Source organism: Streptomyces sp. AM8-1-1, assembly GCF_032229325.1.
GTDB classification, from domain to species: domain Bacteria; phylum Actinomycetota; class Actinomycetes; order Streptomycetales; family Streptomycetaceae; genus Streptomyces; species Streptomyces achmelvichensis.
In genome coordinates, this window is record NZ_CP135086.1 from 1,541,528 (window position 1) to 1,559,999 (window position 18,472).

The following is an 18,472-nucleotide window of genomic DNA, read 5'->3' on the forward strand; positions in this document are numbered from 1 at the left end:
GGACGGCGGCAGGTCCTCCCCTTCGCCCGCGCGGCCCGCGGACAGGAACGGCTCTCCGGCGAAGACCCGGGGGACGGTCCCTCGGGCGGACAGCCCCCTGGACCGGCTCGCCCCACGGCCGGGCGCACAGGAAGCCGGTCTCGTGATCGGCGGCCGCGTCCGCGAGGCATCCCCGCGCGTCGTCGCCGGTCCGGCCCACCTCACATCAGGGACAGACCTCAGGACCGCATGGCTCGCCCTTCACCCCTCGGAAGACAGCGACGCGAACCCATTCGCGCGCCGGGGCCCATCACGCGGGCCCGGTGCGCCAGGCTGATGCGAGGAGCTGGACCGGGTCGGTACCGTGTGGTCACGCGCGGGCGCCCACCGCACGCCGCCGTCCCGACGACAACTCTCAACCGGGGGGAGTGAAGTGAGCAGCAAGAGCGCCATGCGCGAGCTCCGCGACGACCTGGCGCGCGCAGTGGAACAGGCCCGGCCGTCCGAACCCGACGAGGTGTTCGCCGCTCTCTGCGCCCGGCTCAGCAAACGGCGCGGCAGGCCGGTGATCCACCGCCTGGTGGACTTTCCGCCGGAGACCGCGAGCGGGCTGTACCTGGACATGGCCGACCGGGACATCATCTGCGTCCAGGCGACCTACCGGCCCTTCCACCAACTGGTCATCTTCGGCCACGAGGTCTGGCACATGATGGCGGGGCACGGTAGCCACGCGGGACACGGCAAGACCGGAACGTCGGTCGCGGCGCGCCTCGTCACGGACAGCGCCGACATCGATGCCACCGTGCAGAACCTGGCGGCGCGTACGGACTTCCGGCAGGCGGAGGAGAACGAGGCGGAGACCTTCGGGCTGGAGCTCGGGACTCATCTGCGGGGCTGGCTCGAGGGCACGCCCACCGTCGCGCCCCGCAGCGAGCTGGCGCAGCGCATCGGGCAATCGCTCGGCCACCACCGGACCTGACCTCATCCGAACGGAACCGCAGGACGGAGTCGGAGGCCGCCGTCCGCGGACCCCTGCCGGCACCGACGCCCTGACGGCGGCGCCGAGTCCGGGGCACGAGTGCTGCGATACCGAGGCCGGGCGGGCGCTGCGGCGCCGAGGCCGGGGCGCGAGTGCCTCGCCCAGCCCTCCCGCGCGCTGCGGCACCCGTACGTCGCCGGGGCACGGCCGGTACGCGACACCGGCGGGGACCGGTTCGCGGCAAGGCGGGGCATTCGTCCTCGCCGCTCCCCCCACCCCCTCTTTCCACGCCTTCAACGGCCGAGTCCAGTCTCCCCACGGTTCACCCAACTCCCCTAACCTTCCCTCGACTTGATCGAACAGGCGTCGTCGACGCCATCGACACAGAGGCAGGGAACCCACCATGGGGAAGCTCTCGCGTGCGGCCGTGACCACAGCGGTCGCGGCCGGTCTGCTCGGCGTCGCTCTCGCTCCGGCCCGGGCGGCCACGGACCGGGCGGCGGACCCGGGGCAGCTGCCGTACTCCTCGGCGACCTGGGTCGGTGTGCACAACGCGTACGAGAAGGCCAAGTACGGGTACTTCGCGGACGCGCTCGACTCCGGCGCCGGCATGCTCGAACTCGACGTGTGGACCAATGTGTTCGGGCGCTCCTGGCGGGTCTCGCACAGCAACCCCATCGGCAACGACAACAACTGCGAGAACGCCGCGACGGCGGCCCAGCTGCGGACCAAGGCGAGGAACCAGGACCTCGGCGGGTGCCTGTCCGACATGAAGGCCTGGCACGACGCCCACCCGGGCCACCGGCCGATCCTCGTCAAGATCGAGATGAAGGACGGCTTCCAGGGGCAGAACGGGCGCGGCCCCGCCGCACTCGACGCTCTCCTCACGGCCCGGCTCGGTGACGCGCTGTACCGGCCCGCGGACCTCGCCGGCGGGCAGCCGGACCTCGACACCGCGGTGCGGACGAACGGCTGGCCCACGCGGTCGGCACTCGCGGGCAAGTTCGTGATCGAGCTGATCCCGGGCACGGTGGAGAAGAGCAACCCGCTCGACACCCTGTGGACCGACCGCGAGTACGCCACGCATCTGCGGACCCTCGCGGGGGCGGGCCGGCTGCGCGACGCGGCCGCTTTTCCCGCGGTCCTCGGCGCGGCCGCCGGCGACCCCCGCACGCGGTACGCCGACACGACCATCCGCCCCTGGTTCGTCCTGTTCGACGGGGACGCCGGGACGTACTCCGGCGGGACCATCGACACCGCCTGGTACCAGCGCAACAGGTATCTCGTCGTGATGACGGACGCGCACAATGTGGCCCCCGCCATCGACGGCACGAACCCGACCGAGGCGCAGGCGCGCGACCGGGTCGGACTGCTGGCGGGACGGAGCGCGAGCGTGGTGTCGGCCGACTGGTACCCGCTGCCCTCCGTCCTCGCGACGGTGGTGCCACGGGCCGGGGCGCAGTAACCGACGTCACTCCTGTCACGGCGGACCCGCAGTGCGGGAACCGTCTACGATGGTTTACCGTTCATCTATAAGCGGCTGCGCACGGACGTGCCCACCGCCCCTTTGCCGCCCCGGCCAGAACCCCCGTCTGGCCGGGGCTTCTCCTTGCCCGCCCCTCCACCCCCGCCTCATGTGATGCAGGTCACATTGGACAGTGGCGGTGTCGAGAAGTGGCGAGGGCCCCGGCTGCGTCGTAGAGGCATGAGGAACTGAACAGCCACCAGCCGCAGCACAGCAGAGGAGCGATGCCGATGTCCCCGACCGTCGAACAGTCCGTGCCGGCCCACCTCATCAGCGACGCCCCGCAGCCCGCCCCCATGCCGGTCACCCTGTCCTACCGCGCCGATGATCCACTGGCCGTCCGGATGGTCTTCCCGGCGGCGGTCTCCCTCAGCGGCGCCACGGTGACCTGGACCTTTGCCCGCAGCCTGCTGGACGCGGGCCTGCACACCCCGTCCGGCACGGGCGATGTGCACGTGTGGCCGTGCGGACGCACCCAGACGATGGTCGAGCTGCGCTCCCCCGAGGGGGTGGCGCTCCTGCGGTTCGCGACCGGCAGGCTGCGTCACTTCTTACTGCACTCGTACGCGACCGTGCCCGTCGAGCTGGAGACACGGGCCATCGACATGGACAGCGGGCTGGCGTCCCTTCTGGGCGAGGCACGCGGCTGACCTCGGCGCCCGCCGTGGGCCCGTCCGCCGTATTACGGTTCCGGTATGGCAACTGTTGCGCCCGGCACCCGAGTAGGACCGCTGCTGCGCGGCTGGCGGGAGCGCCGCCGGGTGAGCCAGCTGGAACTCGCCCTGCGCGCCGACTCCTCGGCCCGCCACATCAGCTTCATCGAGACGGGCCGCTCGCGCCCGAGCGAGGAGATGATCCTGCGCCTCGCGGAACACCTGGACGTGCCGGTACGGGAGCGCAACGCCCTGCTGCTGGCGGCCGGTTACGCTCCCCGGTACGCCGAGACCTCCCTCGACGACCCGGCGCTGGGCGCCCTGCGCGAGGGCCTGGAACAGCTGCTGCACGGCTATGAGCCCTACCCGGCGATCATCGTGGACGGCACCTATACCGTGATCGCCGCGAACCGCGGCATCGCGATGCTGCTGGACGGCCTTCCCGAGCACCTGCTCACGCCCCCGCTGAACGCCATGCGGATCACGCTCCACCCCGAGGGGCTGGCCCCGAAGATCCGCAACCTGCGGGAGTGGCGCGGCCATCTGCTGGCCCAGATGGAACGCCAGATCGCCCTGGCCCGCTCCACGGAACTGCGCGCGCTCTACGACGAGGTCGCGGTCTACCCCGTCCCGGACCCACCCGCCACCGAACCGCCCCCGTCCGACCCGGCGCCCGCTCCCCCGTTCGCCCTGCCGCTGCGGATCGAGCACGAGGGCCGGGTCCTGTCGTTCGTCTCCTCGATCTCCACCTTCAACACCCCGATGGACGTGACGGTCGCGGAACTGGCCATCGAGACGCTGCTCCCGGCGGACCCGGCGACGGTGAAGTACCTCCAGTCCCTGACGCCCTAGCTCATCGGGCCGGATCACCTCCGGGCCATGGCGCGCAGGGCGGACCACTGGAGAACTGCGAAGGCGGCGACGGTCATCGCCTGCAACGGGATCCACACGGCACCGGCGGTGCTGGGCTCGAGCCAGAGGGCGAGCGCGGCGATGCTGAGGACGGCCCAGGCGAGGTTGGCGTCGATGACGCACGTCACGGCGGCGACCGGAGGCTGCGGCCGCGAGGCGAGATACCCGACCCCGGCCCCGTAGACGGCGAGGAAGACCCCCAGCCCCAGCACCACCCCGGAGTCGACCCCGAGCAACCGCCCGAGGGGCCTGGAAGCCACGGCGTACGCGAGCCCGTTGACCCCGGTCACCAGGGCATCGAGCGCGAGAAACCGGCGCAGCATGGTCCGCGGTTCGGTGGTGCGGGAGATACCGGCGAGCAGGGTTGCGGACATGACGAATCAGCCTCCATCGAGGTCGTAGGGCCTGCTGGGGACCCGGAGCTCGGACGGAGTGCGCCGCCCGAGTTCCGGTACCGCAAGAGTGCCGGGCGGTGGCGGGGCGGTCGATTACGCGGGAGGTAATGGGGTGTACTCCGCTGCCGACAGCAGCGGAGTTGAGCGCTGTTTCAGAACCTGTGCCCGAACCCAATCCGGCCCGGCCGACGGTGGGGAGGCCGCCCTGTCAGGAGGGGGAAGAGGCCGTGGGCGTATTTCAGCCGCGGGCGTTGCCGAGGAGTTGGCCGCCGACGCCGAGGCCGAGGCCGTGGAGGACGTGGCCGAGGTTGATCCCGAGGATGTCGGGGTCAGCCGACCCGAAGATGTTCGCTGGTGCGGCGGGTGTCTGGGCGTGGGCAGTTCCCGACGCGCTCAGGACGGCTCCCGCGAGGGCGAGGGCGTCGTTGCTGTACGGCTATGCCGCGGCTGCCCGCTCGGCCGCGCTGCGCTCGACGCAGAACTCGTTGCCTTCGGGGTCGGCCAGTGTCGCCCAGCCGGTGCCGTCGGGGCGGCGGTGGTCGGCCACGAGAGTGGCGCCCAGGGCCAGCAGTCGCACGATCTCCTCGTCCCGGGTACGGTCCTGCGGCTGCAGATCCAGGTGCACGCGGTTCTTGACGGCGGAGGCCTTACGCTCGGGGACCGTCACGAACAGCAGCGTGGCACCCGGCGACTCGATCAGTGCCTCCGGGTCGCCCGGGTAGTCGTCGTCGGCCAGCGGAGAATCGAGGGCCTCGGCCCAGAAGCTACCGAGTCCATAGGCGTCGGCACAGTCGATGGTTATGTGTTTCACCAGGGAAGCCATGCGCGCCACTATGTCTGGGCAGGCCACGGGCTACCACCCCTTTTGGCTCCTGGAGAACCAGTTCGGGAGATCGCGTACGCGGAAAGCCCCTGGCCTGCCAAGTCCTTGAACTGGGTTCCCGGCCTGCGCCTCCTCGATGATGGGCTCATGAGCGACGACTTGGTGGCGTTCCTACGCGCCCGACTCGACGAGGAGGCCGAACTACACCCGGCGATCGCCCGGCACGTGGCTTTCCACGATCCCGCCCGCGTCCTACGTGTGATCGAGGCCAAGCGGCGCATCCTCGCCCGGCACCGGCTCAGTCCCGCCGGCGGTGACCCCGAGTTGCCCTGGGAGGACCGCAACGACTGCCAGTTCGACGGCGAGGACTGGCCTTGCGACGACCTGAGGGACTTGGTCGTGCCCTACGCCGACCATCGGGACTGCCGTGCGGAGTGGCTGCCGCACGAGGTGCGCACCGACCAGGGCAGCCCTCAGGGCACGCAGAGCGCCCTGTAGCGTGCCCGCGGCACCCGGAAGTGGGAGAGACGTGACTGATCACATGTGGTCGTTGATGCAGGGGGACACCCACATCGGCACGCTCGTACTCGACCACATCGATCAGCCGTGGTTCCACTGCCGTTTCACGTCGACGACCGCCTGGGAGCCGATACAGCCCACGGTGTCGGCATGGACCAGAGCCGTGGAGCAGGACCGCAGCAACGATCGTGAGACGGTCGCGGCCCTGGAAGCCGTCGACGCACTGCGGCTCGTTCTCGTGCCCGTCGGCGGCTCTGAAACGATCCACGACTTCCTGATCCACGTCGAGGGCGACCACGCACGCTTCCGCTGTTGAGGCTGCTCCCCGCAGAGCACGTTCCACACGCCCTGAACGGACCGGCCCCGGCGCGACCCACACCCAACTCCCTCCTTACGGAGTCATGACGTACGGCCGCCGCACCCCGGTGCGCCACCCCCGCGGAGCTAGCGTGGCCGTATGCGTGTACTGGTCACCGGCGGCGCCGGGTTCATCGGGTCCCATGTCGTCGCCGCTCTGCGGGAACGGGGGCACGAGCCCCTTGTCTTCGACGTCAGAGTCGATCCCTCAGCCGACGTGCGGGATCCGGTTGCCGTCGGGCGGGCGCTCGGTGGGGTGGATGCCGTGTGTCATCAGGCCGCGATGGTCGGGCTCGGCAACGGGGTTGCCGATGCCGCGGAGTACGTCTCGCGCAACGACCTCGGCACCGCCGTGCTGCTCGCCGCCATGGCCGAGGCCGGTGTCCGGCGGCTGGTGCTCGCCGGGTCCATGGTCGTGTACGGGGAGGGGCGGTACGCGTGCCCGCTGCACGGAGTCGTACGGCCCGGGCCGCGGGATGTCGCCGATCTCGACGCGGGGCGGTTCGAGCCCACCTGCCCGGAGTGCGGGGAGGGTCTCTCACCCGGGCTGGTCGGGGAGGACGCCCCGGCCGATCCGCGGAACGTGTACGCGACGACCAAGCTCGCCCAGGAGCATCTGGCCGCCGTCTGGGCCCGCTGTACCGGCGGGTCGGCGGTGTCGTTGCGCTACCACAACGTGTACGGGCCGGGGATGCCCCGCGACACCCCGTACGCCGGCGTCGCCTCCTTCTTCCGCTCGGCGCTCGCCCGGGGCGAGGCACCGCGGGTGTTCGAGGACGGGGGGCAGCGGCGGGACTTCGTGCATGTCGGGGACGTGGCGGCGGCCAACCGGGTGGCGTTGGAGGCGGAGGCCGCCCCCGGGGTGCTCGCCGTGTACAACACCGGCAGCGGTGACCCGCACACCGTCGGCGAGATGGCGCGGGTGCTGGCCGCCGCGTACGGCGGACCCGAGCCGGTCGTCACCGGCGAGTACCGGCTCGGGGACGTACGGCACATCACCGCGGACTCCTCGCGGCTGCGGGACGAGCTGGGGTGGAAGCCGGAGGTCGGATTCGCGCGAGGCATGACGGAGTTCGCCCGGGCCGGGATGCAGGCGTAGCGCCCGGTGGTGGTGCCCGCGTCAGGAAGCGGCGGCGGGCAGCACCACCTCGAAGCGGCAGCCGCCGGGGATGTTGCGTACGCCGGCCCGGCCCTGATGCGCTTCCACGATTCCCCGCACGATGGCGAGGCCCAGGCCCGCGCCGGCCGGGGGTGTCCGGGCGTGGGTGCCGCGCCAGCCGGTGTCGAAGACGCGCGGCAGGTCCTCCTCGGGGATGCCGCCGCAGCCGTCCGACACCGACAACACCACGCCCTCGGGGGAACGTTCCACCGAGACCGCGACCGTGCCGTCGGCCGGGGTCCGGCGGATGGCGTTGACCAGGAGGTTGCCGAGCACCCGGCTCATCTCCTTGCCGTCCACCTCCACCGGTACCGGCTCGATGCGGCCGCCGACCAGGCGCACGCCGTGCTGCCGGGCGAGCGGGTCGACTCCCGCCAGCGCGTCGCCGACCAGGTCGTAGAGGGAGATCCGGGTGGGCATCAGGGGCAGCGTGCCGGCCTGGATGCGGGAGAGTTCGAAGAGGTCGCCGACCATGTCGTTGAGGCGTTCGACCTCGGTGCGCATCTGCCGCAGATAGCGGTCGGGGTCGGCGGCGACGCCGTCCTCCAGGGCTTCCGACATGGCGCGCAGACCGGCCAGAGGGGTGCGCAGATCGTGCGAGATCCAGGCGACGAGCTCGCGCCGGGAGGCCTCCAGGGCGCGTTCCCGCTCACGGGACCGGGCGAGCCGGGCGCTGGTGGCCGCGAGTTCGTGGCTGAGGGACTCCAGTTCGGCGGTGGCCGGGCCGTCGGGGGCGGCGAAGTCCCCTCCGTCACCGAACGAGCGTGCGGCCACGGCGAGTTCGTGGCTGCGCGCGACGACCCAGCGGCCCAGCAGCAGCGCGGTGGCGAGGGAGACGACGGCCGCCATCGCGACGACGGTCGTGACGACGGTCAGGTCGTGCGGTGACAGGAACATCGCCCAGGCGACGGCGAGCGTGCCCGCGAGCATCGCCACGACGCCGACCGCGGCAACCACGGCGAGCGAAGCGGTGAGCGAGCGGCGCCGGATGAGACGCAGGAGGCCCGCTCCGGCCAGACCGGTGGCCGCGGCACCGGCGAAGGCGTACAGGGCGATGAGCAGGGTGTCGCGCACGTCAGTTCTCCTCGGCGGCGGGGTCGAAGCGGTAGCCCACGCCCCACACGGTCTGGATCAGGCGGGGCCGGGCCTGGTCGGTCTCGACCTTGCCGCGCAGCCGGCGGATGTGGACGGTGACGGTCGACAGGTCGCCGAAGTCCCAGCCCCACACCTCGCGCATCAGGTCCTCACGGCTGAAGGCCCGCCCCGGGTTGCGCAGGAAGAAGCAGAGCAGGTCGAACTCCCGCAGGGTGAGGGCGAGTTCGGTGCCGTTCCTGGTGGCCCGGCGGGCCGCGGGGTCGAGGGTGAGACCGGCCGCCCCCAGCCGGTGTCCGGCGACGGGCCCGCTGCGGCGCAGCACCGACTCCACGCGCAGCACCAGTTCGCGAGGGCTGAAGGGCTTGGTGACGTAGTCGTCGGCGCCGACCTCCAGACCCAGGATGCGGTCGTCCTCGTCACCGCGGGCGGTGAGCATGATGACCGGCACGGGGGCGCGCTCACGGATCCGCCGGCAGACCTCCAGGCCGTCCATGCCGGGCAGCATCAGGTCGAGCACCACCAGGTCCGGCCGGTGCAAGGCGGCGCGGGTCAGGGCCGTCGGACCGTCGTCGGCGCGGTCGACGACATAGCCGGCGCGGTCCAGATACCCGGCGACGACCTCGGCGACGGTCGGGTCGTCGTCGACGACCAGGACCCGGCGGGATCTGTCGGTGGCGTGCGTCCCCGGGGACTCGTACGGCTGTTGCTGCATGTCTCCAGCCTGGCACCGTGCCGCCGGTGAGGAGCACGCCGGCCTCCGACGTCCGCGTTTCGTAAGGAGTGGGAGTCCCAAATGCCCGATTCGCGTTCGTAGGGTGAAACCGTGACCACGACACCTTCGGACGTCGATGTGGTGCTGCCCTGCCTGAACGAGGCCGAGGCCCTTCCCTGGGTGCTCGAACGGATTCCGCCGGGCTGGCGCGCCATCGTCGTCGACAACGGTTCCACCGACGGATCGGCCGCGATCGCCCGCGCGTTCGGCGCCACCGTCGTGCACGAGCCGCGCCGGGGCTTCGGCGCCGCCTGCCACACCGGGCTGACCGCCGCCACCGCCGACGTGGTGTGCTTCTGCGACTGCGACGCCTCCCTCGCCCCGTCGCTCCTCGTCCCCTTCGTCCGCGAGGTGCGCGACGGCGGGGCGGACCTGGTGCTCGGCCGGCGGCGTCCGCAGGGCCGGGGCGCCTGGCCCGCACACGCCCGGGCGGGCAACCTCGCGCTGGCACGGATACTGCGCCGCCGCACCGGACTGCGCCTGCACGACCTCGGTCCGTTGCGCGCCGCCCGCCGGGAACCGCTGCTCGCCCTCGCCCTCACCGATCGGCGCAGCGGCTATCCGCTCCAGATGGTCGTCCGCGCGGCCGACGCCGGCTGGCGGATCGCCGAGCACGACGTGCCGTACCTGCCGCGCACCGGAGCCTCGAAGGTGACCGGCACCTGGCGCGGTACCTGGCAGGCCGTACGGGACATGAGACGCGTGCTCGGCGAGAGGCCCGCGCACCCGGCAGGCACCGCACACCCAGGGGGAACCGTCCGTTGACCACGCTGCTCGTCATCGCCAAGGAGCCGCGGCCGGGACGGGTCAAGACCCGGCTGACTCCTCCCTTCACGCCGCACGAGGCGGCGGAGCTGGCCGAGGCGGCCCTCGCCGACACCCTGCACGCCGTGGCGGCCGCCCCCGCCTCCCGGCGCGTTCTCGTCCTGGACGGCACCCCCGGCCCCTGGCTGCCGTCCGGCTTCGACGTCGTACCGCAGTGCGCGGGCGGGCTCGACGAACGGCTGGCGGACGCCTTCGCGCACTGCGACGGGCCGGCCCTGCTCATCGGCATGGACACCCCGCAGGTGACGCCCGAGCTGCTCACCGTCGATTTCGCCGCCTGCGACGCCTTCTTCGGCCCGGCCGAGGACGGCGGCTTCTGGGCGCTCGGGCTGGCGCATCCCGATCCCGCGCTGCTGCGGGGCGTGCCGATGTCGACCGCCGGGACGGGAGCGGTCCAACGGGACCGCCTCCTCGCCGCCGATCTGCGGGTGCGCGACCTCCCGTGCCTGCGGGACGTCGACACGGCCGCCGACGCGCAGGCCGTCGCCGCACTGGCCCCGCACGGACGCTTCGCCTCCCGGCTGGCCCGGTGCACGTCGGTCCTGGCGGTCACGTCGGACACCGCGGACACGGCGGACACGGGCGAGGACTGCGGACCGGGTTCGCGCACGGCACCGCCCGGCCGACCGGACGACGCCGACGCGCAGCCGCCCACCCGGCCGGCCTCGCGACCGGCCACACCCCGATGAGCACGCCTCCCGCCACCGCCTTCCCCTGGGCGACCGCCGACCCCTACGCCGCCGCCCTGCGCGCCGGTCACGGTCCGCTGTTCCTGCGCCGCGCCGACGGCTCGCTGCTCCCCCTCGAGGTGGAACGCTGGTGCGCCCGCGCCGACGCCGTCGACCGGAGCGTGCTGGACCGGTGCGAGGAAACGGTGCTCGACGTCGGGTGCGGGCCCGGCCGGCTGGTGGCCGAACTCGCCGCCCGGGGGCGGGCCGTCCTCGGTATCGATGTCAGCGAGGCGGCCGTCGAACACACCGTGCGGCTCGGGGGTCAGGCGCTACGGCGTTCGGTCTTCGAGGCGATACCCGGCGAAGGCCGCTGGGGCACCGCCCTGCTCATGGACGGCAACGTCGGCATCGGCGGCGACCCGATGGCCCTGCTGGACCGGCTGGCCGTACTCCTGCGCCCCGGTGGCCTGCTGATCGCCGAGACCGTCCCGGTGGACGTCGACGAACGCGCCCGGGTGCGGGTCGTCGGTCTCGGCGACACCGACGGAACCGACCCCCTCTTTCCCTGGGCGCGGCTCGGTACACCCGCGCTGCTGAGGTACGCACGGGGCTGGGAGCAGACCGGTCAGTGGACGGCCGGCGGACGGTGCTTCGTCTCCCTGCGCAGCCACAGCCGCAGCACCAGGAGCAGCGCCGAGCCGCCGAAGAGGACGGCGGTGATCAGGAGCCAGCGGGCCAGGAACACGTCCGCGGGAAGCCCGGTGGCGGACCGGTAGCGCGCCTCGGCAGCCCCGCTGATCAGCGGGAACCACACGAGCAGGAGCAGCCCGGAGAGGGCTGCCTGTACGCGCACGTACGGGACCGAGTCCCGGCGCCGGAAGGCACCGAGCCCTCGTACGAGTGCCCGGTCGGCGACCGAGTACAAGGGCAGCAGCACGAGGTCGTGCAGCAGTGCCGCCCCCACGAACCACAGGGTGACACCGAGCCAGTCGTCCGCGAGCAGCCGCACACCCGCGTAGGCGGCGAGGGCGAACGAGCAGGCGAGCAGCAGCAGTTGCACGGGGCTGCCGATCGGGATGCGGCGAAGCGGCGGAAGCATCAGAGGTCTCCGAACGTCATCCGGGCCACCCACTTGGTGTTCAGCACACCGGGAGCCGCGGGCACGATGATGCGCGCCGGGTAGCCGTGGTCGGGCGAGAGCTGGTCGCCGTTGACGTACAGGGCGAGCAGGGAGCGCGGGTCGGCCACCTGGTTGGCACGCAGGGCGGCCCGCCGGAAGGCGCCGCTGCGCTGGAGGGACTCGACGAACACGTCGGGCGGGTCGCCGTCGTATCCGGCGAGCGCCGCGAGGTCGCGCAGCCGTACCCCGCGCCACCACTGGTCCGACGTCGACCAGCCCTCCACACAGGCGATGGGCAACGCTGCGCTGTGCAACGGGAGTTGAAGGAGCCGGTCGCGGCTGAGGCGGACGGTGCCCGAGCGTCCCGTCACCACGAGTCGCCACGCGTCGTCGCGGGTCTCCGCCGCGACGATCCCGGCGTACCGGGCGGTCTTGTTGATCTGGAAGCCGTTCGGGCCGCTGCCGGGGTCGTCGCCGCCGTGCGGTGCGAGGAGGGCGGTGCGCCGCAGCAGGCCGTCGAAGTTCTGTCCCGCGGTCGTCGCGAACAGCAGCAGCGAGCCGCCTCCGACGAACCACAGAGCGCCGCGCCGGGAGACCGTCGGCTCAGCGGGGTGCGGAGACACCAGGTCGTTCTTCTCCTCCCGCAGGTGCCGCAGGTTGCGCAGTGCGATGGGCATCTTCAGCAGGGCGTGGGCGACGAACGCGGCGAAGAACACCCACGCTCCGTAGAAGTGCAGCGGATAGAAGGAGCCGGGGAAGACGTAGTCCAGCTGGACGTTGAGCGCGCCGGTCACGAACTCGAACAGCGCACCGCCCACCAGGAGCAGCAGCGAGATCCGCTCCAGGGCGTGGGCGAGCGAGCGGGCCGGCGGCAGCGCGAACAGCTTCGGCACCACGGACCACAGCTTGGCGAGCAGGACGGGGATCACCGTGATGCCGAGGGTGACGTGGACGCCCTGGTTGAGCCGGTACAGCCAGTGCGGGTCCGTCGGCCAGGAGAAGAGGTAGAAGCCGAGGATGCCCTTGTCGGGCGTCGTGTCGTTCACCGGCGACAGATCCGGGTTGTACGCGGCGTACGAGACCAGGCCCGTCACGAACAGCACGGTGATGCCGACGAGCAGGACGAGGCCCAGCACCGAGGTGAACCAGGGGCCGCGCAGAGGGCTGCGCCAGAAGCCGGGCGAGGAGGGAAGCCGTGGGGCGTCGGGGGCGGGCATGTCCTGACGGTAGGCCGGGGGCACCCGGCAAACGGGTGCGCGACCCATGACGAAACGCTGACATCGGCCCGGACGGCGGTCCCTGGAGCGGTCGCGCGGCCTAGCGTTCCCGTGTGATCCGCACCCTGCCCCCCGCCGGGCCCGACGCCGTACCCCCCCGCGGCCTCCGCCATGACCTGTACGCCGCCGGGGCGGCCGCGCTGCTCGTGACGGCGGCCGTGCTGGTCGGCCGCCACATCCAGGGGACCAGCGGGACGCTGCTCGTCAACTGGCCCCCGCTGCTGGCGTCCTGGGGACCCCATGTGGGCCCCGGCACACCGGCGGCCGTGCTGGTGGCGATCGCCACCGTGGTGTACGGGCCCGCCCTCGCTACCCGTCTCCCCTGGCGGGCCCTGCTCCCGCTGACGTGGGCCGCGGCCATGGCGTGGATCTGCTCCCTCGCCCTGATCGACGGGTGGCACCGCGGTATCGCCGTCCGGCTCACCACCCGCCACGAGTACCTCCGGGCCGTCGACCGCTTCCACGACATCCCGGCAGCCCTGCGGGACTTCACCTCGCACATCCTCATCGGCTCCCCCGACAACTGGCCCGCCCACGTCGCCGGCCACCCACCCGGCGCCACACTCACCTTCGTGCTGCTCGACCGGGTCGGGCTGGGGGGCGGGGTCTGGGCCGGAGTGTGGTGCATCACCGTGGGAGCGACGGCCTGCGTGGCCGTGCTGGTGACGATCCGCGCCCTGGCCGACGAGTCACTCGCGCGCAGAGCTGCGCCCTTCCTGGTGGTCGCCCCGGCAGCGGTGTGGATGGGTACCTCGGCCGACGCGTACTTCGCGGCGGTGGCGGCGTGGGCGGTGGCGCTGCTGGCCCTGGCGGTCACCAGGCGGTCCGCACCGTGTGCGGGGGCGTCGGGACTGCTGTTCGGTCTGACCTGCTATCTGTCGTACGGTCTCACGCTCTTCGCCCTGATCGCGGCGGCGGTGCTGGTGCTCGGCCGGCACGGAATCCGGGAGTGCCCCGGCCTGTCGGTCGCGTTGCTCGCCGGGCTGGCGGTGGTCCCGGCGGCGTTCACGCTCGCCGGGTTCGCCTGGTGGGAGGCGTACGACGTGCTGGTCACGCGCTACTACCAGGGCGCGGGCGGCATCCGTCCCTACGGCTACTGGGTGTGGGGCAACCTGGCGTGCGCGGTGCTCATCACGGGTCTGGCGACGGCGGCGGGGCTGCGACGGTCCGGAGCGCTGCTCCTGCGGCACCGTGGCGGTGCGCTCACCCGCCCCGGCGGCCCCGTCGCCGACGCCCGTCTCGCGCTCCTCGTGGCCGCCGCCCTCCTCGCCCTGCTGGTCGCCGACCTGTCCGGCATGAGCAAGGCGGAGACGGAACGCATCTGGCTCCCCTTTGCCCTGTGGCTGCTTCCGGCCTGCGCGTTCCTCCCCCGTGCCCGCGGCTGGCTCGCCGCCCAGGCACTGCCGGCGCTGCTCCTCAACCATCTGCTGCTGACCGGCTGGTGACGGGTCGCGGCCTCCGGGCGGGGAGAAAGGTCGGCACCCCGGGCAATCCGCCGGCCCTCCCGCTCCGAAGACAACGGTGACGGCGCGCCCACCGGCGGTGCGCGGATCACCCGGGTACTGGGGGCGCAGATGCGAGCGACGGTACGGGTACGGGTACTGGCCACGGACGGGCCGCAGGTGTGGATCGCCGTGAGCGGACGGCTGGCGCGGAGCACTCTGCCCGCCCTCGCCCAGGCGCTGCGGGAGCGAGCGGGCGAGGGGTTCACGGCGATCTTCGTGGACATCAGTACGCTTGCCGACGACCGGGACGTACCGGCCGACGCGTTACGGGAGTTGTTCCCCGGCGGCGCACGGCTGACGTTCCACCTCATCGGTGCTGCCGACGGTCTTCGATTGCAACCCGGCCACGATCGCCGCCTGGTCTTCCATCCGGACCCCTCGTCGGCGTGGACTGTCTGGGTGTGCGGTCCGCCCCCGAGGGGCGCCAGGGGCCGCCGAGCCGCACGTACCCCCGCCGTCCGTACCCGTAGCCGCAGGAGTTCCCTTGGCAGCGTCACCTGAACCCGGTAAGCCCGTCCCCGACTTCACCCTCCCCGGAGGCGTGCTGGTGGACGGCGCCTTCGAGCGGCGTGAGTTCTCGCTCGCCGCTGTGAAGGGGCGGCCGCTCGTGCTCGCGTTCTACCCCGGGGACGACACCACCGTCTGCACCAAGCAGCTGTGTTCGTACTCCAGCGGTCTGGAGTCGTTCACGGAGTGCGGCGCCGAGGTGTGGGGGATCAGCCCACAGGGGGTGGACAGCCACGAGGCGTTCGCGCGCAAGCACGGGCTGCGGATGCCGCTGCTCGCGGACACCGACCGGGCGGTCTCCAAGGCGTTCGGGGTCGCGGCCCCGGGGATCGGGCTGCGGCGCGCGGTGTTCGTCGTCGCCGGGGACGGCACCCTGCACTGGAAGCATGTCGCCCTGTTCGGCGCGACGTTCCAGTCGAAGGAGACCCTGGCCGCGCAGCTCGCCGCGCTCCAGGAGGCGTAGTCCGTGGGGCGAGTGGCTGCCGGTCGCAGCCACTCGCCCGCGTGTGTCAGGCGGTCGCCGGTGTGCCTGAGGGGCGGCCCGCGCCCCGTGTCAGCGCGTATCCGGCGATCGCGCCGAGCGCACAGAGCAGCCCGCCCGCGACCGTCCAGATCCAGCGGTCCGACCACCAGCCGGAGGACCAGCCGTCCTCGGGCTCAGCGAAAACGCCCGCCTGCTTCGGTTCGCCCGCCTCGTCGGCCGTCTTCGCGCCCGCCACCAGCGGAGCGGCGAGTGAGCCGTCCACGGCGGAGGCGCCGCCCACGTCGGACACGTCCGCACGGACCTCGGCGCGGACCGGCAGTCCGAGGTCCTCCTCGGGGAGCTCGGTCACGGTCAGACGGACGTAGTAACTGCCGGGCAGCGGATCGTTGTCCCACGGCTCCGCCCAGGAACGGACGGTCCGCAGCGTGCAGGACAGCTCCACGGTCGCCGCGTCCTTCGAGGCCGCCCGGGTCTGCATGCCGTACATACAGGCCTGGCGCCGGCGCAGCCCGTCGTACACATCGAGCTGCCAGGTGGACGCCCCGGTCCGGGTGGCCGACTCGGGCAGGGTGACGGTGGCCTTCACCGTGGCCCGGTGGCCCGCGTCCGCCGGGAACACCCAGTACAGATAGTCGCCCGCCGACGCGGTGGCGGTGGCGGGCTGCCCCTGCTCGATCGCGGTGGCGTCACGGAAACCGGTACCGGCCTCGGTCGGTCCCGCCCCGCTCGCGCCGTCGCTCGGCGATGGCGACGGGTCGTCGGCGACGGCGGCACCCGCCGAGCCGCTCAGTGCGGCGGCGGCGAGCAGCACGGTCGTCAGTGCGCGTGCGATACGCATCAGTTGGTCCTCCATACGGCGACGCGCCAGCGCGAGATCCAGCCCCACAGCACTCCGGCCAGCAGGCCCGTGAGCGCGAGGACGGCCAGGAGCCACCAGCCGCGGCCGAGACCGAAGGCGGCGACGTCGGACGACCCGTCGGGCGCGTCCACGATGTCGACGGTGAGCTCGACGGGCATACCGGGCGTGGTCTTCACCGCGGGGGCCGCGGCGAAGGCGTTGCTGACCTCCAGGCAGACGGACTCGGCGGCGGGCTTGGAGTCGTCCGTGTCGTCGGCATCGTCGGCGGACTCGGGCTTCGGATAGCGCAGGCCGGTGGAGATGACGTCGGTGCGTCCGTCACCCGCCTCCGAACCGCGGACGATCTCCCGGCCGTGCACGGTGACGGCCCGCAGGAGCACGCCGTAGTCGTTGTTGACGGCACGGTCGGCGCCGATGCTCACCGAGGCGCGCAGCTCCTGGCCGGGCAGCACGTCCACGCGGTACCAGCGGTGCTGACCGAACGTCTCCCGGTCGCTGTAGAGGCCCGGTTCGAGCCGCGGGGCCTTCGCGCACTGTGCCGCGCCCTGGGTGGCGACGGGGGTGACCACGGGCTCGGCCGCGCGGTCGACCAACTGGTTGACGCGGTCGGACAGTTCGTCGGTGTGCTGCACCGAGGTATAGGTGCCGCCGGTGGCTTCCGCGATACAGCTCAGCTGGTTGCGGGTCTTCGCGTCCGGGACCAGTCCCAGGGTGTCGATGACGAGGTGGATGCCCTTGGCCGCGATGTCGCGCGCGACCTCGCACGGGTCGAGCGGGGCGCAGGTGTCCTCGCCGTCCGTGATGAGCACGATCCGCCGGGTGCCGTCGCCGCCCTCGAGGTCGTCGGCCGCGCCGAGCAGCGCCGGGCCGATGGGCGTCCAGCCGGTGGGGGCGAGGGTGGCGATCGCGGTCTTGGCCTCGGTCCGGTCGAGCGGCCCGACGGGGTAGAGCTGCTTGGTGTCCTTGCAGCCGACCTTTCTGTCCTTGCCGGGGTAGTCGGCCCCGAGGGTGCGTATGCCGAGCCGGACTTCGGCGGGCACGGCGTCCAGTACGTCGTTGAAGGCCTGCTTCGCCGCCGACATACGGGTCTGGCCGTCGATGTCGCGGGCACGCATCGAGCCGCTCACGTCGAGCACCAACTCGACCTTGGGAGCTGCCTCGGGGGACTTGTCCGCCGGTTCGTCGTCGGCGGCTGCGCCGGCCGGGAAGAGCCCGACGGCGAGGGCGGCGAGCAGGCCGCACGCCCCGGCCGCCAGCCGTTTTCTATTGATCATCAGCGGATCGTATTGATGATCTGCCGATGCTCCAAAACGGGCCGGTGGCAGGGGCGTCGGGCGCTGTGGGAGCGTCAGACGGTGCGGTCGTCGGTGCGCGAACGGCGGGCGTCCGGCCTCGGTTCCGACTCGGTCTCGGGAGGCCTGCGCCGCTCGGTGGGCTCGACGGTGTGCGTGGTCTCGGTGCGCGCCGCCTCGGCGCGGACCATGGCGCTGAGCGCGGCGAACGGGTCGATGGGCATGGCTGTGCACCTCGCGTGATGTGGGGGTGATGGTGCGGAACAGTGCTGGGGTCCTCAGCACTGTCAGCAGCGCAGCACCACACAACGCACGGCGAGCGGTACACGTGGCGGCCCGTCCGGAAAACGCTGGGAGGGCCGGACGGCTCGTCCGCCGGGCCCGGCGCCGGCATCGTCACCCGGCGGCCGCACCGAGGCGCGGGCGCGGGCCGGCGAGGAGGTCCCGGTGTCGCCCTCCTCGGGCTGGCCCGGATGCGTCGGGTCGGCGGGCGCGGAGGCCGGCGGCCGGAGTTCGCCCACCGCCATGGTCTGCGCCCCGGGTCCGAGGGACATGCCCAACAGGGCGAGGAGAGCCACCAGCGCTATCGGCGCAGCCCGGCGCGCCAGGGCGCGGAGGGCGACGGTGTACGGCGCGGGCTGGTTCATGGGGCGTGACCTTCCTGGACAGGCCTCCTTTACCCCTGCGGGCCCGCGGCGCGGCCGTCGTGGCCACAGTTCCCCTCCACCGGGGGACGCCCGTTAGCCCGATTCCCGTACACGCCG

General features: G+C 72.7%; 21 protein-coding genes and 1 pseudogene. 13 read left to right on the forward strand and 9 right to left on the reverse strand.

What is annotated here, in order from left to right; translation table 11 throughout:
- The first annotated feature begins 412 nt into the window (after positions 1-412).
- The 4 genes from RPQ07_RS06965 (at position 413) to RPQ07_RS06980 (ending at position 3,988) form a co-directional block, all read left to right on the forward strand.
- The gene (locus tag RPQ07_RS06965; RefSeq protein WP_313943167.1) at positions 413-958 is read left to right on the forward strand and encodes a hypothetical protein; all 546 of its coding nucleotides are present in this window, start codon (positions 413-415) and stop codon (positions 956-958) included.
- Between the two features lie 403 nt (positions 959-1,361).
- Entirely contained in the window at positions 1,362-2,423 is a 1,062-nt protein-coding gene (locus RPQ07_RS06970) for a phosphatidylinositol-specific phospholipase C domain-containing protein (protein WP_313943168.1), read from the forward strand.
- A gap of 290 nt (positions 2,424-2,713) precedes the next feature.
- Positions 2,714-3,133 (forward strand): SsgA family sporulation/cell division regulator, encoded by a 420-nt coding sequence (locus RPQ07_RS06975; protein WP_313943169.1) that lies wholly within the window; start codon positions 2,714-2,716, stop codon positions 3,131-3,133.
- Positions 3,134-3,178: 45 nt separating this feature from the next.
- Positions 3,179-3,988, forward strand: a complete 810-nt coding sequence (locus RPQ07_RS06980; protein WP_313943170.1) for a helix-turn-helix transcriptional regulator — start codon at positions 3,179-3,181, stop codon at positions 3,986-3,988.
- A 14-nt stretch (positions 3,989-4,002) separates the two neighbouring features.
- On the opposite strand, the gene RPQ07_RS06985 is transcribed toward RPQ07_RS06980, so the two are convergent.
- Both RPQ07_RS06985 and RPQ07_RS06990 read right to left on the reverse strand, forming a co-directional pair.
- On the reverse strand, positions 4,003-4,422 hold the full coding sequence (locus RPQ07_RS06985) for a hypothetical protein (protein ID WP_313943172.1): 420 nt from the start codon (positions 4,420-4,422) through the stop codon (positions 4,003-4,005).
- 466 nt (positions 4,423-4,888) lie between these two features.
- Positions 4,889-5,266, reverse strand: a pseudogene (locus RPQ07_RS06990) (VOC family protein); the annotation flags it as partial.
- Positions 5,267-5,413: 147 nt separating this feature from the next.
- Here RPQ07_RS06990 and RPQ07_RS06995 point away from each other — a divergent pair.
- The 3 genes from RPQ07_RS06995 (at position 5,414) to RPQ07_RS07005 (ending at position 7,241) form a co-directional block, all read left to right on the forward strand.
- Entirely contained in the window at positions 5,414-5,764 is a 351-nt protein-coding gene (locus RPQ07_RS06995; protein WP_313943173.1) for a DUF6221 family protein, read from the forward strand.
- Positions 5,765-5,795: 31 nt separating this feature from the next.
- Positions 5,796-6,101: a hypothetical protein gene (locus RPQ07_RS07000; RefSeq protein ID WP_313943174.1), complete on the forward strand. Its 306-nt coding sequence runs from the start codon at positions 5,796-5,798 to the stop codon at positions 6,099-6,101.
- A 141-nt stretch (positions 6,102-6,242) separates the two neighbouring features.
- Positions 6,243-7,241 carry an NAD-dependent epimerase/dehydratase family protein gene (locus RPQ07_RS07005; protein WP_313943175.1) on the forward strand — a complete coding sequence of 333 codons (999 nt, stop codon included), beginning with the start codon at positions 6,243-6,245 and terminating at the stop codon, positions 7,239-7,241.
- Positions 7,242-7,262: 21 nt separating this feature from the next.
- Here RPQ07_RS07005 and RPQ07_RS07010 read toward each other — a convergent pair whose 3' ends face one another.
- Together RPQ07_RS07010 and RPQ07_RS07015 are read right to left on the reverse strand one after the other, a co-directional pair.
- Complete coding sequence (locus RPQ07_RS07010; protein ID WP_313943176.1) at positions 7,263-8,375, reverse strand: HAMP domain-containing sensor histidine kinase; 1,113 nt, start codon at positions 8,373-8,375, stop codon at positions 7,263-7,265.
- A 1-nt stretch (position 8,376) separates the two neighbouring features.
- Positions 8,377-9,108: a response regulator transcription factor gene (locus tag RPQ07_RS07015; protein ID WP_313943177.1), complete on the reverse strand. Its 732-nt coding sequence runs from the start codon at positions 9,106-9,108 to the stop codon at positions 8,377-8,379.
- Positions 9,109-9,219: 111 nt separating this feature from the next.
- On the opposite strand from RPQ07_RS07015, the gene RPQ07_RS07020 reads away from it, so the two are divergent.
- From RPQ07_RS07020 to RPQ07_RS07030, 3 genes are read left to right on the forward strand one after another with little or no spacing between them, the layout of a single operon-like run.
- On the forward strand, positions 9,220-9,933 hold the full coding sequence (locus tag RPQ07_RS07020) for a glycosyltransferase family 2 protein (protein ID WP_313943178.1): 714 nt from the start codon (positions 9,220-9,222) through the stop codon (positions 9,931-9,933).
- Positions 9,930-10,682: a DUF2064 domain-containing protein gene (locus tag RPQ07_RS07025; protein ID WP_313943180.1), complete on the forward strand. Its 753-nt coding sequence runs from the start codon at positions 9,930-9,932 to the stop codon at positions 10,680-10,682. The genes RPQ07_RS07020 and RPQ07_RS07025 overlap by 4 nt, the downstream gene beginning before the upstream one ends.
- Entirely contained in the window at positions 10,679-11,440 is a 762-nt protein-coding gene (locus RPQ07_RS07030) for a class I SAM-dependent methyltransferase (protein ID WP_313943181.1), read from the forward strand. Before RPQ07_RS07025 ends, RPQ07_RS07030 begins: the two co-directional genes overlap by 4 nt.
- A gap of 322 nt (positions 11,441-11,762) precedes the next feature.
- Here the strand turns inward: RPQ07_RS07030 and RPQ07_RS07035 are convergent, their stop codons facing one another.
- A complete protein-coding gene (locus RPQ07_RS07035; RefSeq protein ID WP_313943182.1) occupies positions 11,763-13,001 on the reverse strand; it encodes a molybdopterin-dependent oxidoreductase in 1,239 nt (412 codons plus the stop codon).
- 113 nt (positions 13,002-13,114) lie between these two features.
- On the opposite strand from RPQ07_RS07035, the gene RPQ07_RS07040 reads away from it, so the two are divergent.
- From RPQ07_RS07040 to RPQ07_RS07050, 3 genes are all read left to right on the forward strand, one after another.
- On the forward strand, positions 13,115-14,506 hold the full coding sequence (locus RPQ07_RS07040; protein ID WP_313943183.1) for a hypothetical protein: 1,392 nt from the start codon (positions 13,115-13,117) through the stop codon (positions 14,504-14,506).
- Between the two features lie 129 nt (positions 14,507-14,635).
- On the forward strand, positions 14,636-15,067 hold the full coding sequence (locus RPQ07_RS07045) for a hypothetical protein (RefSeq protein ID WP_313943184.1): 432 nt from the start codon (positions 14,636-14,638) through the stop codon (positions 15,065-15,067).
- Complete coding sequence (locus RPQ07_RS07050) at positions 15,051-15,536, forward strand: peroxiredoxin (protein WP_313943185.1); 486 nt, start codon at positions 15,051-15,053, stop codon at positions 15,534-15,536. The genes RPQ07_RS07045 and RPQ07_RS07050 overlap by 17 nt, the downstream gene beginning before the upstream one ends.
- 46 nt (positions 15,537-15,582) lie before the next feature.
- On the opposite strand, the gene RPQ07_RS07055 is transcribed toward RPQ07_RS07050, so the two are convergent.
- The 4 genes from RPQ07_RS07055 to RPQ07_RS07070 all read right to left on the reverse strand — a co-directional run bounded on the left by RPQ07_RS07055 (position 15,583) and on the right by RPQ07_RS07070 (position 18,355).
- Positions 15,583-16,395: a hypothetical protein gene (locus RPQ07_RS07055; protein ID WP_313943186.1), complete on the reverse strand. Its 813-nt coding sequence runs from the start codon at positions 16,393-16,395 to the stop codon at positions 15,583-15,585.
- Complete coding sequence (locus RPQ07_RS07060; RefSeq protein ID WP_313943187.1) at positions 16,395-17,690, reverse strand: VWA domain-containing protein; 1,296 nt, start codon at positions 17,688-17,690, stop codon at positions 16,395-16,397. The genes RPQ07_RS07055 and RPQ07_RS07060 overlap by 1 nt, the downstream gene beginning before the upstream one ends.
- A gap of 74 nt (positions 17,691-17,764) precedes the next feature.
- A complete protein-coding gene (locus RPQ07_RS07065; RefSeq protein ID WP_313943188.1) occupies positions 17,765-17,932 on the reverse strand; it encodes a hypothetical protein in 168 nt (55 codons plus the stop codon).
- Between the two features lie 63 nt (positions 17,933-17,995).
- The gene (locus RPQ07_RS07070; RefSeq protein ID WP_313943189.1) at positions 17,996-18,355 is read right to left on the reverse strand and encodes a hypothetical protein; all 360 of its coding nucleotides are present in this window, start codon (positions 18,353-18,355) and stop codon (positions 17,996-17,998) included.
- Positions 18,356-18,472 lie beyond the last annotated feature (117 nt).

What these genes read in the sequence shown, in the direction of transcription:
- RPQ07_RS06970 (WP_313943168.1), top strand. Translation starts at nt 1,362, where the DNA reads ATGGGGAAGCTCTCGCGTGCGGCCGTGACCACAGCGGTCGCGGCCGGT.
- RPQ07_RS06975 (WP_313943169.1), top strand. Translation starts at nt 2,714, where the DNA reads ATGTCCCCGACCGTCGAACAGTCCGTGCCGGCCCACCTCATCAGCGAC.
- RPQ07_RS06980 (WP_313943170.1), top strand. Translation starts at nt 3,179, where the DNA reads ATGGCAACTGTTGCGCCCGGCACCCGAGTAGGACCGCTGCTGCGCGGC.
- RPQ07_RS06985 (WP_313943172.1), bottom strand. Translation starts at nt 4,422, where the DNA reads ATGTCCGCAACCCTGCTCGCCGGTATCTCCCGCACCACCGAACCGCGG.
- RPQ07_RS06995 (WP_313943173.1), top strand. Translation starts at nt 5,414, where the DNA reads ATGAGCGACGACTTGGTGGCGTTCCTACGCGCCCGACTCGACGAGGAG.
- RPQ07_RS07005 (WP_313943175.1), top strand. Translation starts at nt 6,243, where the DNA reads ATGCGTGTACTGGTCACCGGCGGCGCCGGGTTCATCGGGTCCCATGTC.
- RPQ07_RS07015 (WP_313943177.1), bottom strand. Translation starts at nt 9,108, where the DNA reads ATGCAGCAACAGCCGTACGAGTCCCCGGGGACGCACGCCACCGACAGA.
- RPQ07_RS07030 (WP_313943181.1), top strand. Translation starts at nt 10,679, where the DNA reads ATGAGCACGCCTCCCGCCACCGCCTTCCCCTGGGCGACCGCCGACCCC.
- RPQ07_RS07035 (WP_313943182.1), bottom strand. Translation starts at nt 13,001, where the DNA reads ATGCCCGCCCCCGACGCCCCACGGCTTCCCTCCTCGCCCGGCTTCTGG.
- RPQ07_RS07045 (WP_313943184.1), top strand. Translation starts at nt 14,636, where the DNA reads ATGCGAGCGACGGTACGGGTACGGGTACTGGCCACGGACGGGCCGCAG.
- RPQ07_RS07055 (WP_313943186.1), bottom strand. Translation starts at nt 16,395, where the DNA reads ATGCGTATCGCACGCGCACTGACGACCGTGCTGCTCGCCGCCGCCGCA.
- RPQ07_RS07060 (WP_313943187.1), bottom strand. Translation starts at nt 17,690, where the DNA reads ATGATCAATAGAAAACGGCTGGCGGCCGGGGCGTGCGGCCTGCTCGCC.
- RPQ07_RS07065 (WP_313943188.1), bottom strand. Translation starts at nt 17,932, where the DNA reads ATGCCCATCGACCCGTTCGCCGCGCTCAGCGCCATGGTCCGCGCCGAG.
- RPQ07_RS07070 (WP_313943189.1), bottom strand. Translation starts at nt 18,355, where the DNA reads ATGAACCAGCCCGCGCCGTACACCGTCGCCCTCCGCGCCCTGGCGCGC.